Annotated in this window: 14 protein-coding genes, 1 tRNA gene and 1 pseudogene; 5 read left to right on the top strand and 11 right to left on the bottom strand. The window is 59.1% G+C overall.

From position 1 onward, the window contains the following. The first annotated feature begins 206 nt into the window (after positions 1-206). The 3 genes from nadC (at position 207) to ACVWZG_RS13380 (ending at position 3,874) form a co-directional block, all read left to right on the top strand. Positions 207-1,064, top strand: a complete 858-nt coding sequence (nadC, locus tag ACVWZG_RS13390; RefSeq protein ID WP_457407440.1) for a carboxylating nicotinate-nucleotide diphosphorylase — start codon at positions 207-209, stop codon at positions 1,062-1,064. A 198-nt stretch (positions 1,065-1,262) separates the two neighbouring features. After that, entirely contained in the window at positions 1,263-2,351 is a 1,089-nt protein-coding gene (gene nadA / locus ACVWZG_RS13385; RefSeq protein ID WP_414342299.1) for a quinolinate synthase NadA, read from the top strand. A gap of 29 nt (positions 2,352-2,380) precedes the next feature. Then, positions 2,381-3,874, top strand: a complete 1,494-nt coding sequence (locus ACVWZG_RS13380; protein WP_457407437.1) for an L-aspartate oxidase — start codon at positions 2,381-2,383, stop codon at positions 3,872-3,874. Here the strand turns inward: ACVWZG_RS13380 and gndA are convergent. From gndA to ACVWZG_RS13360, 4 genes are all read right to left on the bottom strand, one after another. After that, positions 3,871-5,289, bottom strand: coding sequence for an NADP-dependent phosphogluconate dehydrogenase (gene gndA / locus ACVWZG_RS13375; protein ID WP_011434040.1), 1,419 nt, complete (start codon positions 5,287-5,289; stop codon positions 3,871-3,873). The genes ACVWZG_RS13380 and gndA overlap by 4 nt on opposite strands. A gap of 94 nt (positions 5,290-5,383) precedes the next feature. Then, positions 5,384-5,905: a pentapeptide repeat-containing protein gene (locus tag ACVWZG_RS13370; protein ID WP_457407434.1), complete on the bottom strand. Its 522-nt coding sequence runs from the start codon at positions 5,903-5,905 to the stop codon at positions 5,384-5,386. A 91-nt stretch (positions 5,906-5,996) separates the two neighbouring features. Then, positions 5,997-7,199, bottom strand: coding sequence for a carbohydrate ABC transporter permease (locus ACVWZG_RS13365; RefSeq protein WP_414329418.1), 1,203 nt, complete (start codon positions 7,197-7,199; stop codon positions 5,997-5,999). Between the two features lie 111 nt (positions 7,200-7,310). Next, positions 7,311-8,663 (bottom strand): ABC transporter substrate-binding protein, encoded by a 1,353-nt coding sequence (locus ACVWZG_RS13360; protein WP_457407433.1) that lies wholly within the window; start codon positions 8,661-8,663, stop codon positions 7,311-7,313. A gap of 235 nt (positions 8,664-8,898) precedes the next feature. On the opposite strand from ACVWZG_RS13360, the gene ACVWZG_RS13355 reads away from it, so the two are divergent. Further along, positions 8,899-9,540: a hypothetical protein gene (locus tag ACVWZG_RS13355; RefSeq protein ID WP_457415423.1), complete on the top strand. Its 642-nt coding sequence runs from the start codon at positions 8,899-8,901 to the stop codon at positions 9,538-9,540. A gap of 22 nt (positions 9,541-9,562) precedes the next feature. On the opposite strand, the gene ACVWZG_RS13350 is transcribed toward ACVWZG_RS13355, so the two are convergent. From ACVWZG_RS13350 to ACVWZG_RS13335, 4 genes are all read right to left on the bottom strand, one after another. Next, a complete protein-coding gene (locus ACVWZG_RS13350; protein ID WP_414342291.1) occupies positions 9,563-11,203 on the bottom strand; it encodes an ABC transporter permease in 1,641 nt (546 codons plus the stop codon). Between the two features lie 61 nt (positions 11,204-11,264). Beyond that, positions 11,265-12,266, bottom strand: a complete 1,002-nt coding sequence (locus ACVWZG_RS13345; protein ID WP_414357554.1) for an ABC transporter substrate-binding protein — start codon at positions 12,264-12,266, stop codon at positions 11,265-11,267. A gap of 776 nt (positions 12,267-13,042) precedes the next feature. Then, a tRNA-Gly gene (locus tag ACVWZG_RS13340) sits at positions 13,043-13,113 on the bottom strand. A gap of 120 nt (positions 13,114-13,233) precedes the next feature. Further along, positions 13,234-13,677, bottom strand: a complete 444-nt coding sequence (locus ACVWZG_RS13335; protein ID WP_011434035.1) for a 2TM domain-containing protein — start codon at positions 13,675-13,677, stop codon at positions 13,234-13,236. 185 nt (positions 13,678-13,862) lie between these two features. Here ACVWZG_RS13335 and ACVWZG_RS13330 point away from each other — a divergent pair, with 185 nt between their 5' ends. Then, a complete protein-coding gene (locus ACVWZG_RS13330) occupies positions 13,863-15,851 on the top strand; it encodes a DICT sensory domain-containing protein (protein ID WP_414406444.1) in 1,989 nt (662 codons plus the stop codon). A 201-nt stretch (positions 15,852-16,052) separates the two neighbouring features. On the opposite strand, the gene ACVWZG_RS13325 is transcribed toward ACVWZG_RS13330, so the two are convergent. The 3 genes and pseudogenes from ACVWZG_RS13325 to ACVWZG_RS13315 form a co-directional block, all read right to left on the bottom strand. Continuing rightward, on the bottom strand, positions 16,053-16,637 hold the full coding sequence (locus tag ACVWZG_RS13325; RefSeq protein WP_414329799.1) for an SRPBCC family protein: 585 nt from the start codon (positions 16,635-16,637) through the stop codon (positions 16,053-16,055). 154 nt (positions 16,638-16,791) lie between these two features. Further along, positions 16,792-17,037 (bottom strand): hypothetical protein, encoded by a 246-nt coding sequence (locus ACVWZG_RS13320; RefSeq protein WP_049749597.1) that lies wholly within the window; start codon positions 17,035-17,037, stop codon positions 16,792-16,794. A 65-nt stretch (positions 17,038-17,102) separates the two neighbouring features. Next, positions 17,103-17,289, bottom strand: a pseudogene (locus tag ACVWZG_RS13315) (RNA-guided endonuclease TnpB family protein); the annotation flags it as partial.

Genomic DNA, 17,289 nt, shown 5'->3' with positions numbered 1-17,289 from the left:
AGCGATACTGGTAAGCAGTTCTCATGATGAGGGTATAAAATCCTGCTACGCCGGTCATAGCACCAGTAAGGACGAAGCATCGTGTCCTCGCCTTTCATCCCGACCTTCACCCTGGATAGTGGTGAGTGGATAGTGACCAGCCACTAGTCACTAGTCACTAACGGAGGGCGGGGCTTCCCGGCGGTCTAGCTAAAACCAAACCGAAAATGGAAGAAGTTTACTTACCAGAGGAGACCCTTTGCGCTTGGCTGTGGGAAGACCTGGGGCACGGCGACCTCACCACAGAGCTGACCCTACCCCCAGGACTGGAGGGTGAGGCGGTAATCCTGGCCAAGGAGACAGGGATCCTGGCCGGCCTGGAGATTGCCAAGCGGGTTTTTCGGCTGGCGGATCCCCAGGTGGAGTTCATCCCTGGAGTGGAGGAAGGGGCCAGGGTGGCTGTCCGTCAAGAGGTGGCCCACCTCAGGGGATCCCTGAAGGGCATTCTGGCGGGGGAGAGGCTGGCGCTCAATCTTCTCCAAAGGCTGTCCGGCATTGCCACCCTCACCCGCACCTATGTAGAGGCTCTCCGGGGAACCTCAACCCAGCTTCTGGACACCCGCAAGACCACTCCCGGCCTGCGCGCCCTGGAGAAGTATGCTGTACGGGTAGGGGGCGGCAAAAACCACCGCTTTGGGCTGTTCGACGGCATTTTGATTAAGGAAAACCACATCATTGCCACGCAACGCTGTTGCGACCGCGGCGCGGGAGGCGTTTTGGCAGCCGTCAAGCGGGCCAAGGAAGGTGCTCCCCACCACCTCAAGGTGGAGGTGGAGGTGCGGGATCTCCAGGAACTGGAAGAGGCTTTGGCAGCAGGAGCCGATCTCATCCTTCTGGACAACTTCACCCTGGAAGAAACCCAGGCCGCCGTCCAACGGGTGGGAGGGAGAGTTCCCCTGGAGGCCAGCGGCAACATGACCCCAGAACGGGCCAGGCAAGTGGCCGAGGCAGGCGTGAATTACGTCAGCGTCGGGGCGCTCACCCACTCGGCCAAGGCTTTGGATCTCTCTTTGCTGGTGGTGTGACCCTGAGCCAAGTCCTCGCTGGACACTGCTTTATTGCTACGCAACGCTGTTGCGACTGATGCTACTTTGAGAAGACAACCTAAGCCCAGCTCCAGCTCAACCGGGCGCCGCGAAAGGCTTCGCCGGGCATCTGGGTTGGGGGTTGCTTCTCTTGCCGGCTCAGATACCCCCCAAAGCAGAGTCGACCAACTCCAGGAGATGGGCTTTCCGTTATTGCTGCGCGCTGCTCCTGCAAACGCATTAGCGGGACAAAGTCCTCAGATCGTGTCCAGCCTCCAGAGGAACAAAACCGTTATTGCTACGCAACGCTGTCGCGACAAGAAGTCGAAAATGAAGGGAGAAACCCCATTGCTACACAACACTGCCACAATCGTCCAGGAGATTGCCCGGCTCAAACAGGAAAGGCAGGCAGTTATCCTCGCGCATTCGTATCAGCTCCCCGAAGTTCAAGAGGTGGCGGACTTTGTGGGAGACTCCTTAGGACTGGCTCGGGAGGCTCAAAAGACGAGCGCCCAGGTGATTGTCTTTGCGGGCGTGCATTTTATGGCGGAGACGGCTGCCATCCTTAACCCGGAAAAGACGGTGCTGCTGCCGGATCTGGAGGCGGGCTGTTCCTTGGCCGATAGCATTCGCCCGCAAGATGTGCTGCGGTGGAAGGCAGCCTGCCCTGAGGGCCTGGTGGTGGCCTACGTCAACACCGCTGCCGAGATCAAGGCTCTGGCAGATGTCTGCGTAACCAGCGCCAACGCAGTTCAAGTGGTGGCCAGCCTGCCCCCGGATCGCCCCATCTTCTTCGTGCCGGATATGTTTCTGGGAGCCCACGTTGCTCAAGTAACCGGAAGGGAGCTGGATCTCTTTCCGGGAGAGTGCCACGTGCATGTTGGCATCCGGGAAGAGCACCTCAAGGCGATGGTGGAAGAGCACCCTGGAGCAGAGTTCCTCATTCACCCGGAGTGCAGTTGCGGCTCTAGCTGTCTCTTCCTCAAACCGGATGCCAAGCTGCTCTCCACCGAGGGCATGGTGCGCTACGCCAAAGCTTCAGAAAGCCGCGAGTTTGTGGTGGCCACCGAGGTGGGCATTCTTCACCGGCTCAAGAAAGAAGCTCCAGACAAAACGTTCATCCCTGTCAAGGCAGAAGCCGTCTGCGAGTACATGAAGAAGATTACCTTGGAAAAGATTTACCGCTCCCTGCAGGAGATGCGCTACGTGATCCAGGTGCCCCAGGAGGTGGCTGAGAAGGCTCGCCGGTCGATTCTGGCCATGCTGGCAGTGCCCGCCGGAGCCTAGAGGTGGAGGGGAAGAACGGGGCGCCGCCCTTGTTAGAAACAGACCTGTTGATCCTGGGAGCAGGGGTGGCGGGGGTGTACGCAGCCCTGTGGGCCGAAGCCCAGGGGGCGACAACTCTGGTGGTAAGCAAGGATCCCCTTCCCTCTGGCTCTACCCCTTGGGCGCAGGGTGGGGTGGCTTTTCCTGTGGATGAGGCGGACGTAGAAGCCCATATCCAAGACACCTTGCAAGCGGGCCGCGGCCTGGTGGAAGAAAAGGTGGCTCGCTCCATTGTGGAGGAAGCACCCTTGCACCTGGAGAGACTTTTGCGCTGGGGCCTTCCTTTCCATCCCCAACCTGTCCGGGAAGGGGGCCACTCCCAAGCGCGGGTACGCCATCTGGGGGGGGATCGGAGCGGACTGTGGCTTCTGAGAGGTTTGCTGGCTCGCCTCAACAGGCTGCCTTTGCAGGGCTACACAGCCCTAAGCCTTTTGCTGGCGGGGGACAGGGTAGGGGGGGCCTTGCTGCTTGGCCCTGAGGGGCCGGTGGAGGTGAGGGCCGGGGCAGTTCTCCTGGCTACGGGAGGATTTGGCAGCCTTTTCCCCGTCTCGACAGCTCCCCTGGGGGCCACCGGCGACGGAATGGTGCTGGCCTGGCGGGCAGGGGCCACTCTCAGGGATCTGGAGTTTGTGCAATTTCACCCCACGGCCTTGCCCAATGGAGCGCTGGTGAGCGAGGCAGTAAGAGGAGAAGGGGCTGTTCTCCTCAACGCCTTGGGGGAGCGTTTTATGCCTCGCTATGCGGAGCTGGGAGAGCTGGCGCCGCGGGATGTGGTAGCTCGGGCCGTTTTCTGGGAGCGGCAGCAGACAGGGGGAACCTACCTGGATCTGCGGGTCGTCGAACATCTGGAGGAGCGCTTTCCCACCGTTGTTGCCTCTGCCCGCGCCTTGGGGCTGGATCCCACGAAGGATCTGCTCCCGGTTGTTCCCGCGGCTCACTACGTGATGGGTGGGATCCGAACGGACACTTTCGGCTTCACCGGCCTGCCGGGCCTTTATGCTGCTGGGGAGGTGGCTTCCACGGGTCTGCACGGAGCCAATCGCTTGGCTTCCAACAGCCTTTTGGAAGGGCTGGTCATGGGCAAGCGGGCCGCCTTGGCTGCCTTGCAAGATTTGGGAGAGGTGAGCTTTCCCCGACAGCTGCAGAGGCTACCCGTTCTGGCGACGTCTCCCGACATCCTGCCGGCTCTCAGGCAGCGAGTTGGGGAAGCTTTGGGCGTTGTGCGGGAGGGAACACGGCTGCGGGCTTTTCTGACCTTTGTCAAGGCACTTCCCCTGCAGGAAAAGCCTTGGGCCACCCGGGAAGAGGCCGAGGCAGGCAGTCTGCTTTTGCTGGCCCGTCTGGTAGCGCAGGGGGCGCTGCTGCGGGAGGAAAGCCGCGGGGCCCATTTCCGCGAGGATTTTCCTCAGGAAGGGGAGCCTTTCCATACGGAGGTGCGCGGTTCAACTTTTTTCCGGAGACCTCTTGATGCTACGCATCGCTAACGGCAACAGGCATTCCACTCATGGTGAAAGACGCCCGGCCTGTCGATGCGCTCGAAGGTGTGGGCCCCGAAGAAGTCCCGCTGGGCTTGGGTGAGGTTCTGGGGCAGGTTGGCGGTACGGTAGCTGTCGTAGTAGGCCAAAGAAGCGCTGATGGCCGGGATCGGGATCCCCAGGGCAGCCGCCGTGGACACCACCCGCCGCCAGGATCCCTGCCGCTCCCGGATGGCCTGCTCGAATTCCTCATCCAACAGCAGGTTCACCAGCTCTGGATCCCGTTTGTAGGCCGACTGGATCTCGCCCAGGAAGCGGGCGCGGATGATACAGCCCCCCTTCCAAATCCGCGGAATCTCACTGAAGGTGTAGACGTAGCCGTGGGCAACAGTGGCTCTTTTGAGCAGGGCCATCCCCTGCGCATAGGAGCAGATTTTGGAGCAGTAGAGAGCGGCGCGCAGATCTTGGATAAAGCAGTCGGGATCCCCTGCAAAAGTTGCGTCGGGCCCCTTCAACTGGGCAGAGGCAGCCACCCGTTCCTCTTTCATCGACGAGAGGATGCGAGCTTGCACCGCCGCTTCAATGGTGGGCACTGGTACCCCCAGATCTAGAGCGTCCTTGACTGTCCACAAACCGGTGCCTTTTTGCCCAGCCTTATCCAGAATGAGATCCACCAACGGCTTGCCGGTTTCCGGATCCAGGGTTTGGAAAATCTTGGCGGTAATTTCAATTAGGAAAGATTCCAGCTCTGTTTCATTCCAAGCCTGAAAAATCTCCTGCATCTGCGAGGCCGACAGCTTCAAAGCCCTGCGCATTAGGTCGTAGACCTCGGCGATCAGCTGCATATCGCCGTATTCGATGCCGTTGTGTACCATCTTCACGTAGTGCCCGCCCCCTTTGGGCCCCAGGTAGGTGACACAGGGGCCGTCTGGCACTTGAGCGGCAATTTTGGCCAAGATGGGCTCCAGTTGTTGGTAGGCCTCTGGGCTGCAGCCGGGCATGAGGCTGGGGCCGTTCAGGGCTCCCTCTTCCCCGCCGCTCACTCCCATGCCGACAAAGTGGATCCCGGTGGGGGCGAGGGCTTCGGCACGGCGATCGGTGTCGGTGTAGAGGGAGTTGCCGCCGTCGATGATGATATCCCCCGGATCCAGCAGGGGTTTAAGCTCGTCAATCACCGCGTCTACCGGCGCACCCGCCTTGACCATGATCAAGAATTTGCGGGGCCGCTCCATCAGTTGCACCAATTCCGGCAGGCTGTAGGCGGGGGTGATCCGTTTGCCTTGGGCTCGCTCCCGCATGAACTGGTCGGTTTTGGAGCTGGTGCGGTTGTAGACGGCAACCGGAAAGCCGTTGCGCTCGACGTTGAGGGCCAGGTTTTCCCCCATCACCGCTAGGCCAATCACCGCAAAGCTGGGCTTGCTCATGGTTGGGGCACTATCGACACCTCACCCAATCTAGACGCCAATCTGACCGACGGGGCTCAGGGATCCTGTTTTCTTCACCTTTGCCGGCCCTGATTCAAGGGCAGCCCAAACTCTCACGGGTGGTTACGCCGGTTATCGGGTGGGATCCCTCAGCTCGCTCACACAACTGCCGCTTTGCCGCCCGATCCACATAGGCTTCGCTGAAATCGGCGCCGGCAATCTGCGCTCCTTGCCAAACCGCCCGTGCGGCAATGGCTCCCGTGAGCTTGGCCCCTCTGAGATCGGCTCCTGCCAAATTGGCCAGATCCAAAAGGCTATTGCTCAAATCGGCACCGGATAGGTTGGCCCCCGCCAGATTGGCCTTGGTGAATGCCGCCCCCGAAAGGTTGGCCCCGTGCAGATCGGCGCCCTGCAGGTTGGCGCTGACAAAGCTGCTGCCCCGCCAATCTTGGCCGGATAGATCTTGACCTTGCAGATCGGCGTTGTTGAAGTTGAGACGGGCTTGGCTGCCCGCTATGGAGCCCCAGAGGAGCCAAAGCAGCAGAGTGGCCGCCAGCAGCGTGCCCAGCTTCCCGAAGTCGCGCCAGCAAGTCGAGGCGTTGGATTTTGGGGCCATCGAGGATCCCTAGATTCTCTACCCCCATTCTTGCCGATTTTCCCCTTGCCCACTGAGAACTGGGATCATTGCGTTGCAGCAGAGACAGCCGTTATCCGCCGTAGGTTACATTCCGCTCGGTGGTGCGAAATTGCAGGATCGTCAGCCCCACCACAATGAGAAACAGGACGATGGATTGCGCGGCAGCCCTACCCAAATTGCCTGAAGACACTCCGATTTTGTAGATCTCGTAGATCAACACCGAGGTGGATCCGGAAGGGCCCCCAGCAGTCAGCAAGTCAATGGTGCCAAAGATATCGAAAAACGCATAGGTCATGTTGGTAATCACCAAAAAGAAGGTGATGGGAGAAAGCAGCGGTAGGGTGATGGCAAAAAAGCGACGCACTGCCCCGGCCCCGTCGATGGCAGCCGCTTCCAGCAAATCCTTGGGCAGGTTTTGCAGGCCGGCAAGGTAAAACAAAATGTTGTAGCCCATCTGCTTCCAAACGCTAGCAAAGATCACCACCCAAGGGGCCAAGTTGGGATCGCTGAGCCAGTTTAAACGGGGGATCCCCACCAGGCCCAGCAAATGGTTGGCCACCCCTCCCAAGGGGTTGAACATGATAAAGAAGATGATCCCGGCCACCGCCGGAGAGATGGCGTAGGGCCAGATCAGCAACACCCGATAAATCGCCGCCCCCCGAATCGGCTGATAGGCCAGCGTGGCAATCAACAGGGATCCGCTCAACCCCAGCACCACGATGGCCGCCGAAATGGCAAAGGTAATCCCCAGGCTGCGCAGATAGGTGGAATCCGTCAGCAAAGCGGTAAAGTTATCCACACAGACGAAGCGGCTGCGCGGCGCCCCCACAAACGTGAGCAGGGTGGAAAGGCGGAAAGTATCCAACCCCGGATAGTAGAGAAACACCACCAAGATCGTGAAGGTGGGCAACAAGAGCAGCCACGCCAGCCACCACTGCTTAAAGATGCCCCTCTCCTGAACAGCTGGGCCGGGGATCCCCAGGCGGCGCTCCTGCTCCTTCTGCGTCCACGCCAACAGCGGCCAGAGGGGAATGGCCATGCCCGCCAGCACCAGCCCCACGCCAAAGGCCATGTCGATGGCCTTGCGCTCCGGCTCAAAAGTGCAAAAATCCAGGGGCGCCATAAAAATCAGGGATCCCAGCCCTCCTGCTAGGCCCCCCAGCACTGCCCCCACCGGCACAGGCCACTCGATGCGTCGAAAACGGAGCCCCATCCAGAGGGATCCCAGCAACCCTGCCAACAGCGGCACCAACACTTGGACGAATCCCAACATGCCTCTCACCTCGGCTTTGCTCTTCACAAGAGCCTCGTCAAAACCCAAAAAGGGGCAGGCTGCCGCCCACCCCCATCCCTCAATGACACCGTCAGCCCATCGACATCCAGGTTACTGGTAGAGGGAGTTGTACTCGGCTAGAAGGCGGTTGGCCTCCTGGTTAGCCTTGGCCATAGCCTGGGCTGGATCCCCGCCTTTAAGCATCAGATCTTCCATGGTTTGGGTCACCACGTTGCGAATTTCGGGGAAAGCCCCCAGCAGCGCTCCACGGGTGGCAGGGGTCACTTTGGAATTATTAATTTGGTCGCTGGCGGTGAAGAAGTTGGGGTTTTCCTTGAACCAGCCCTTCGACTCCAGTAAAGCTACCGAGCTTTTCCGAATGGGCAAGTAGCCGGTCACTTGGTGCCACTCGGCAGCATTTTCGGTGTTGTTCAGCCACAACATGAAGGTCAGCGCCCCCTCTTCCACCTCCTTGGGCAGATCCTTCACCAGCCAGAGGCTGGCTCCCCCGATCAAGTTCCCCGTCCAACCCTTGTCGGCGTTGTAGGGCATGCGGGTGGTGACCAGCTCGATGTTGTTCTGCTTGGCGGCATTGGTGATGTTGGCGGCATCGGCGCTGCTGGTGATGGCCATGGCGACGGTACCGGTCTGGATGGCCTGCTCGGTGGCTGCCCAATCCCGCTGCTTGCCGCTGTAGATGTAGTAGCCTTTGTCATACATCCCTTTCCACCAGGTGGCGATGGCAATTGACGGCTCCGAGTCCAAAAAGACCTGGGTGGCACGGGCGGCACGGCCATTGTCGTTGTTGGCCAAGAGGGCATTCTGCTGGGCCATCCACTGCTCGTAGAACCAGCCGTGATTGGGCCAGGTCACACAGCCCTGGGGAGCGTCGGGGAGGGCCATGATCTTTTGACAAGCAGCCTCCAGCTCTTGCCAGGTGGCCGGCGGCTTTTCGATCCCAGCCTTCTTCAAGATGGCCGTGTTGGAGTAGAGAATGGGGCTGGAGCTGTTCCAGGGCATGGACGTAAATTTGCCATCCAGGGTGTAGTAGCTCACCACCGGCTCGATAAAATCGTCGAAATTCACTGGGATCCCGTTCACTTCGGTGCGATTGCCCAGAGCCTCGGCAATGGACTTGAAGTAACCAAAATCCCGTGCCCGCTGGGTGCCCACCTCAAACCACTGCACCACCGAAGGAGCAGCATTTTGTTGAATGGCCAGGTCGGTGGCTTGCTGAATTTCTTCGTAGTTGCCGTAGCCTTCGATCGTAACTTTGTATTGAGGAAATTGTTTGTTGAACTCTGCCGCTTTTTCGCGGGCCCAATCCAGGCGGTTGTCGGTAAAGGCAATCCAAACTTTGACTTCGGCAGGAGACTGAGCAAAGCTGTCGGCAGCCAGAAGAGCAGCAGCAGACGCAGCCACCAGGCCAGCCGCAACAGCCAGGAAAGTACGACGGGTGTTCATAGAAAAATGCAGTCGCATTCGCTAAAGGCACCTCTGAGATTACAGCACCGACATTAAGAGCAGGTTATATCTGGCTGGGATCCCCTCGGGAGGTGAACCCTCAGGCCGAAGTCAGAGTCAGATGAGGTGAGCACCTAGCCTGGGTCATGATTGGCAATTTCTCAAGGGGTCTCGAAAAATGAGAATGAAAATGAAAACCGCAAGCTTTTGCCTGTTATTGGTTACTGCCCTCCTGATGGCGCTTGCTCCCTTTGCGCAGGCTCGCCCCCGTCAACGCACTCGCACAGCCACCACGCCAACGGCTGGATCCCTGACCCCGAGCGGTGAGCGCACCTTCACTCACTCCGGCACCTACACTGGCACCGGGCCAAGTGGCAGATCGGGTAGTGGCACCTATTCCGGCCAGGGATCCCGGCAATTCATTCCCGGTCAGGGGGTGGAAGGAGACTATTCCGGCCAAGTCACTACCCAACAAGGTCAGACCTGGAACCTGAACCATCAGCACACCACTACTCACACACATGAGGGTTGGCAACGGCAGGGCAGCACCACCCTGCAAAACGCCGAGGGCAAGACGGTGGGCAGCAGCTCGAGCCTTATCGAGGGCCAAGCGGGGCAAGGCTGGCAGCACAGCGGCCAATTCAACAATGCTCGCGGCCAAACCTACACCACCGAGTCGAGCAGCACACCGACCGGGCCAGGACACTGGCAGCGGGAAACTCGCGTCTTCAATGCCCAAGGGGATCTGCTCGGTGGCTCTGATACCGATGTGCAGTACCGATTTGTACCAGGGCAAGGCTGGGTGAAAACAGTAGAAGGCAATACCCTGAAAGGTCAACCGATCCGCCGCACCACCACAGTCGGCCCCAATCCGTGAAGGATTTGCAGGGATCCCCTCCTCAGCTTGGCTTGGCATGCCGCCGCAGCGCCTGGATCCCCGCGGCCAGGGCAAAGAGCGCGATCAGCAGCAAGGTACTTAGGGCCGCCGCTTGCTGGGTATAGCCCCCTTGTTGCAAGCCAAAGATGAGCCACCCAAAGGTCTCCGAGCGGGAGGTCACCAAGAGGGCGGAGAGGGTCAGCTCGGCAAAAGATTGCAGAAATACCAGCAACACTGCCGCCGTCAGGGCTGGCGCCAGCAGCGGCACCAAGATGTGGCGAAAGGTTTGCAGCAGGGAGGCCCCGTCAATACTGGCTGCCTCCTCAAGGCTGGTATCCAAGCTGCGCCACGCCGCTTGCAGGGGCTGCAGTGCCAGGGCCGAGAACCGCCCCAGGTAGGCCATCAGGATCAGCCATAGGGTGCCGTAGAGGCTCAGCCCCGGCAGGGGAGGAGGCAACCACACCAAGATGAGAGACAAAGCAAAAATCAGGCCCGGCAGGGCATAGGGCAAGTCCACGATGAAGCTGAGCAGGGCCAACAGCGGCACCTTCAAGCGGGTCAGGGCATAGCCCAAGATCGTCCCTATCCCGCTGCAGAGCAGTGCCGCTCCTCCCGCCAAGCCCAAACTGTGCAGCGTGGCGCGGCGGGCCCGCTCCAGATCAAAAAGAACCATGCGGAAATGCTCCAGGGTTAGGTTAGACCAGGTCAGGGGCAGGCCATAGGCCCGCAGCAGGGCAGTCGCAGCCATGGCCAGCAAGGGCCCAAGAACGACCAGCAGAGCTGCGGCGAAAAGGATCCCGCTGAGCAGCCAACCCAGCCAGCCCAGGCGATAGGGATCCGGAGGCGCCTCGCCGGGATCCAACCCCTCCTGACTCCGCTGGGGCCAGCTCAAGAAGAAGAGGGCCGGCAGGCCAAAGAGCAACGCCAGCGCCGCACTGCGCCCAAACCCATCGCCGCTGAAGTTGATCACCTCCTGGTACAGCAGAGTGGGCAAGGTCAGGTAGCGCCCCGGGATCCCCAGCAAGGCCGGGATCCCGAAATTGCCCCAGGCCCCCAGGAACGCCAGTGCTGCTGCTGCCGCCACAGAGGGCCGTAACAGAGGCAGCGTGACGTAGAGCCAAACCTGCAGCAGGTTTGCCCCATCCAGTTGGGCCGCCTCCTGAGCCTGCTTGGAGAGCCGGCTCAGGCCCGCCACCAGCGTCAGATAGGCAATCGGCAGCACAAAAAGAGCCAGCAACAGGATGATCCCCGCCGGTGTGTAGAGGCTCCACAGGGATCCCTGCTTTCCCAAAATCCAGCGCAGCCCCTGCTGCAGATAGCCCACCGGCCCAGCCCACTGGATCCAGGCCAAGGCCAAAACCTGGGGCGGAATCACCAGAGGAGACAAAAAGAGCAGCCGTAGGATCCCGCGGCCCGGCAGATCCGTCTGGGTGGTGAGCACCGCCAGCAGCAGAGCGGCCCCAAGAGCCAGCGCCGCTGAGGCCGCGGACACCCAAAGGCTATGGCGTAGCGCCAGATGGACGCGAGGCGTTTCCAGCAACCAGCGGATGTTCTCACCTTCGCCGCCCAAGGCCCGCTGCAGCAGCCTCCAGAGGGGATAGACGTGGGTCAGAGTCACAAGGGCGGCTACAGCCACCAGCCAGGGGATAATGGGGTGCCTCAACCCTTTGCTCAAGTCCTTCCACCGCAAGACTTGGCCAGCGTCTGGCCAGCTTGATGTCAACCTATTCCCCAAACAACTTGGCAAAGCGAGCCTTGTCGGCCTCGCGGCTCTCGGCCAACTCCGTCGCCGGCACGCTTAAGATCTTCAGCTCGCTCAAGGCGGGGAACCCTTTCGGAGGTGTGACATCCTGCCGCAGTGGCATATAGCCCATCCCTGCAGCAACCTCCTGCCCCTTCTGAGACAGCAAGAAGTCCACAAAAGCCTGGGCAGCTTCCAGGTTGGGCGTTCCTTTTACAATTCCCACCGGCTCTGTAATCAATGGCACACCCTCCTTGGGATAGACCACCTCCACTGGGGATCCCTCGTTGCGGCTGCGAATGGCGAGAAAGTCCACCACCATGCCGTAGCTTTGTTCGCCACTGGCGACGTTGCGAGCCACAGCGCCATTGCCTTGCACCAGCACTGCCTTGTTCTTTTTCAGGGCTTCGTACCACTCCCAGCCCAAGCCGGGGGTGCGGGTGATAACCCCCAAGTTGTAGGCGGCGGCGCCCGAATAGGTAGGGCTGGGCATCACCAGTTGGCCTTCAGGAACCTGGGCCAGGGCTGCCCAGCTATCGATAGGCTGGGCTTTGGCCGTGTTGTAAACGATCACCGTGGCCAAGATCTTGGTGCCGAAGTAGTGGCAGTCTGGGTCGTAGTAGGTGGCAGCGATGGCTTTGGCCTCAGGGCTGCAGTAGGACTCCAGCAAATTGCGGGCTTTCAGCAGCTCAAAGGTGGGCGCATCGGCCACCAACAACACATCTGCCTGGGGGCTGCCCTTTTCTGCTTCTAAAAGAAAGCGACTGATCACCTCCTCGGTGCCGGAGCGAAAGATCTCCACCGAAACCTCTGGATAAACTTCCCGAAATGCAGCAACAGTTTTCTGAGCATCTGCATCGGGTTGGGAGGTGTACAAACGCAACGTCCCGGAAGGCTTAGCCCAGGCTGAGCTCAAGGATCCCCACGCAAAAGGCTGGGCAAAAGCCACGCTGCAAAGCACCGCCAACAAAGATAGAGGACGCACGGTGATTCTCCTAACCATTCCAAAATCGGTTTTTGCATTTACTCTCACTTTACTGCCGATCTGGCACAAATGAGAGCATTGCCCAAATTCACCGGAGAATAAGCCTGTATTGCAGCTTTTCAGACAACATCTATCACAGCCACTATAAGTCACAACCACATGGATATGGATAGAAGCACCCCCTGCGTAGCAGGGATCCCACTTCGCTCACAAAACTCGCAGGAAGCCGGGGGAAGCTTTGGCTTCGGGGTTCCCAGGTTTCCCCCTATTTTAGGAGTTGAATACAGCTCAGAATACCTCAATAAAATCATCCAAAAGTTATTTTCTAGTTATTTTGAGATTAAGTTCTGATTAAGAAAAATTACCGGCCAGATTGTGAGAGGAAAAAGCACAGCTTGGTTCAACCAGCTATGCTTTTTGGAACCACATACCCTGTACTTTGGCTATAGGGATCCGAAAGCGTCTTCCTTATCTAGCTCCTCCTAGAGAAGCTTAACCAAGGCAACCAGCTTCCGACTCCACCCGCCGGCTTGCCGTCGTATCCGGCACCCCCGTCGACAACCGGTAACGCCTTCCACGGTAGTACCACCCCAGCCGCGATACGCCACGGTCAGACCAAAAGCTCACAAGACTCCTCCTGCTTTGCTCCTTCTCCACCCCCCTCGCAGACACTTTTCGCCCCGAACTCAACCGTTGCCTTGCGGCTAGGTTGGGCCCGGAAAGGCCTACAGCAGGCGAGTTTTGAGGTTTAGTTTAAGGCCTGCCCAGTGTTGGGAAGCGGGCGGACGGAATCGAACCGACAACAGCAGTTTGGAAGACTGCGGTTTTACCATTAAACTACGCCCGCACGGGCATTCAGCGATGCTGAATATCTATGGTAGCATCTCTCGGCGGTGCCCCTTCGCACTCAGAGTTTGGAGAAAAATCCATCTCCATCAGCGGGACAGACTTCTCCGGTAGGCTGGGCTTACTTGCTCTGGAGATCTTTCTGGCGTTTCCTTTGCCATTGGCGAAACTCTTTCTCGTAGCGTTCACCCTCCGTTTGGTAGGCGTTCCAGCCCTTGAGGGCAACGGTCAAGCCCCACCCCATGAGTATAAACAGCGACCAAGATAGCCCTCCACCGGAGAGCCAGTCTAAGCCCAGCAAAAAGCTGTTGACAATTCCATAGCGGCCCAGCAGTTGGTAAAACTGCCGACGGCGGTAGCGCTGGAATTCTCGGTGTTGGCTGTTCAGCTCTTGCCAGGCCTTCCATTCCTGCTCGGCCAAGTCCAGCTCTTGGGGGGAGATCCCCAGTTCGGCAGCCATCTCCTGCAGTTGGGAGCGGGTGAACTCGCCCAGGCGTGGCTGGCGGGCAATGGCCCGCTGGAGGATCTGCTGCACGTCCTCTTGGCTGTACCGGGATCCCGACATTTGGCTGACTTACATATAACTTCGTAAACTTTATATCTCTTAGTTTGGGCTAGCTGGATCTTGCGCCTTATGAAGCTCCCTCCGCCGCGGGATCCCAACCGTTAGACTAAACCTAGACTGCGAGCCTCCTTCTCTGGGGTTAAGTGTCCCTGTACTGCCTGTGATCTGTGCTTGCCAGTAGGGTTATGGCCTCCACCCGCTCTAGATCCTACCTTCGCCAGAGTCGTACCTCCCTATTGAGCGATCTGCTGCAGGCTTTGCCGCACCTGCGCCCACAACTGTATTTCAAATCCTCTTTGGTTGCCCTCAGCCACGCCATTGAGGATCAGGTGCTGCAAGGGCAGGGATCCCCGTGGGTATTCGCTAACTTTCAAAAGGAGCGCTACTACCGCCAGGAGGCACGGCGCTACCAGCGCATCAGCGCAATGGCCCAAGACGTGTTTGTGTTGGCGACCCCAGAAAAGGATTTTGCTCAGACAGACCTGCCCTACCACACCATTCCCTTGGATCCAGAGGATCCCTTGGTGCAGGAGTGGCACTTGATCGTCATCGATGCCCACTATGCCACCTGCCTCGTGTGTCGAGAACGCTTGCAGATGCAGCGGGAGCGTCCTTGGCAAAGCAGCGATATGGATGCAGCTCGCCAATTTGATGGGATCTGGTCATTTGATCGTCAGATTACAGTCCAAGCGGCTTTGGCCCTGTTGCCCAAGATCCTCAGTTACCGACCGGATCTGGAACCTCGCCTTGAGCCCCTTCGCCAGTACCTCAAGGGATCCCCGCAAAACTCCGCCAGCCAACTGAATCCAGGCCCCTTTACCGAGCGGCTGATCACCTATCTCCAGGCAGGGCAATACAAACTGCAGCGGGCCTACCGCACCATTCGGGCGCAAGAGCGCAAAGAGCATCTGATCAACCGCATCAGCAGTGCCATTCGCCAGTCTTTGGATCCCGGCGAGATTTTGGCAATTGCTGTGCAGGAGCTGGGGCAGGTGGCAGAGGTGGGGCGATGTTTGATCTACCGTTACGATGGCCAGGCCCCTGCTGTTCAGATTGAGCAGGAGTACCGCACCCTAACGATGGGCAGCCTTAAGGGATCCCTGTGGCCTCTTCCCAGCAACCCTTTTTTGCGGGAGGCAGTAGCCTCGGCACAAGCGGTGTGCTGCGAGGATACCCAAAAGGATCCCCGCCTGCAGCGAGTGCCGGAGCTGTGGCAGCCGGCCCAAATTCGGGCTTGGGTGGCCATGCCGATTCTCTATCAAGGGCGGTTGCTGGGCCTATTGGAGCTACACCACGAACACCCTCACCGCTGGCAGCCGGCCACTCTGGAGTTGGCAGAAGCCATTGCCAACCAAGTGGGGGTAGCCCTCTTGCAGGCAGAAGCCTATCAGCACCTAGAAGAGCTCAATCGCCAGTTGGCAGCTCTGGATCAGGCCAAATCAGAGCTGATTGCCGTGACCGGACACGAGCTGCGCACCCCGCTGTCCACCATTCAGGTGTGTTTGGAGTCTTTGGCCAGCGACCCCGACATGCCCCTGGAGATGCGCCAGGAAATGTTGAACACAGCCCTGCAAGATGCCGATCGGCTGCGGGAGTTGGTGCAGGACTTTCTCACCCTCTCCAAGCTGGAAAGTGGTCGCGTTCGCTGGCATATCGAGCCGTTGTCTGCTCAAGAATGTGTGGAGCTGGCCCTGAGCAATGTCAAAGCGCGACGGCGGCACGAAGACTTGCCCACCATCGAGCAGGTGCTGCCCAAACGGCTGCCAATGGTTAGGGCGGATGGGGAGTGGCTGGTGGAGGTGTTGCGTAAGCTGCTGGACAATGCCTGCAAATTTACCCCTTCCACCGGACGGATCTGGATTCGGGCAGAAGTGGAGCCACCAGCCGGTGGATCGACGGGGGCGATGGTGAAGTTCACTGTTGCCGACACCGGGCGCGGCATTGAGCCAGACCGGTTGCAAGCCATCTTCGAGCGGTTTTATCAAGCAGAGGGATCCCTGCGGCGCTCGGTGGGTGGGACGGGCTTGGGGCTAGCCATTTGCCGACTGATCATTGAGGCCATGGGGGGGCGCATCTGGGCAGAATCGGGGGGGATCAATCAGGGCAGTGCCTTCCACTTCACCCTGCCGATAGCGCACCCACACACCCAAGGACAGCCCTCGATCGCTGCTTGAGACTCGAAAGGTGAAGGACCACCGGCCCACTTTGCCTCTGGGATCTCTGGGATCCACCTGGCAAATTCCAGCTCGAATATCAAATCCCACAAATGGCAATAAAGCTGTTCCCCAGCCCCCCTCTTCTTTGGCAGAAGGGCTGAGAGTGGTCGCGTCAGCGGCGCGGAGCGCTTGGGGAACGAGGTACCTATTGGGCGCGCCTCAAACGGGCTTGGAATGATCCGACAAACTCAGGCAGCGCTCCCGAATGGCTTGTAAGTTCAGGGCCAAATCTTGGCAAATGCGGCGCTCCACCAGACCGACAGGCATTCTGCGGGGAGGCTTGACCTGCAGGTGGTAGGTGAGCAAGGTTTGATGGGCCGACCAATCGGCCAGATCCCAAAACCCCTCGAAGATAAGAAAATCCCCTTGTGTTTTTTGGAAGCGAAGCTGCTGAGGAAAGATCTCCTCGATAGCCAGCACCACCGCAGCAGAAAATTGGGCAAATAAAACCTTTTGGGATCCCACTTGACGTACCAGTGTGCGGCCATTCTCACGGCCAATGACGCGACTTTCCACCAAGTTGGGAATAAACTCCGCCAGATGGTCGTAGTCGGTCAAAACCTGCCAGACCTGCTGCCGCTCCACCGGAATCAGGACGCGACCTCGCACTTGGCAGCGGCGCTCCCCCAAATCCTCCACCTCCACCTGGATGTCTGAGGACTCCGTCCCGCTGACGCCAGCAGGAATGGGGATCCCATCTTCTGGGGTGGGGTCTTGGGGATCCCATTCAGGGTCAGAAGGCATGGCGAGAACTTCAGTCGCGTAGGTGCTGTAGAGCAGTGCGGAAACCGGAGAGGGAATCGATTTTTGACTGGACAAACCATTCGCCAGCAGTTCCAATAGGCTGCCCCCCTGTGTTTTCTATTGTATCAGGGAACTGTATAGCAGATAACGAACTCTAGGGGAGAAGGGCCTGGAACCAACCGACGATCACCTGCCAAACCTGTTCTAGAAGGGCAAAGGGATCCCGCAACTCCTGCAGCACCTGCCGCGGGCCAATTCTAAAGACCACGTACAACACGGCCAAGATGATTACAATCCCCACCGTTGTCCAGATGGCCTCTCGAACCACCCGCACCCAAAAAACCAGCATAAAAATGGCAATGGCTACAGCGGCAACCAGCGGCAATGTGTCCAGTACCATCGGATCCCACCTCGTTTGGCTCAGACGTTTCAGATTTAACTCCACTGTAGCCAGCTTGAAGTAAACTACCCGACCCTGACTACTTCGCAGTACAGGGCGGGCTTTCGGTAGCCCTGCAGTTGGCAAGCCAACCACGGACCTCTAGGCTGGTTTACGGCAGCCCCAAGTTTGGCAATCATGTTGGCCCCATTCCAGTCCGCATCCCCTTCCCATCCACAGTGCCCACACTTGAACTGCTTCCCACTGCGATAG

This window comes from Thermostichus sp. OS-CIW-33 (genome assembly GCF_054059615.1).
The sequence above is the reverse complement of the archived record's forward strand: the minus strand, read 5'-3'. Positions and strand labels throughout refer to the sequence as shown.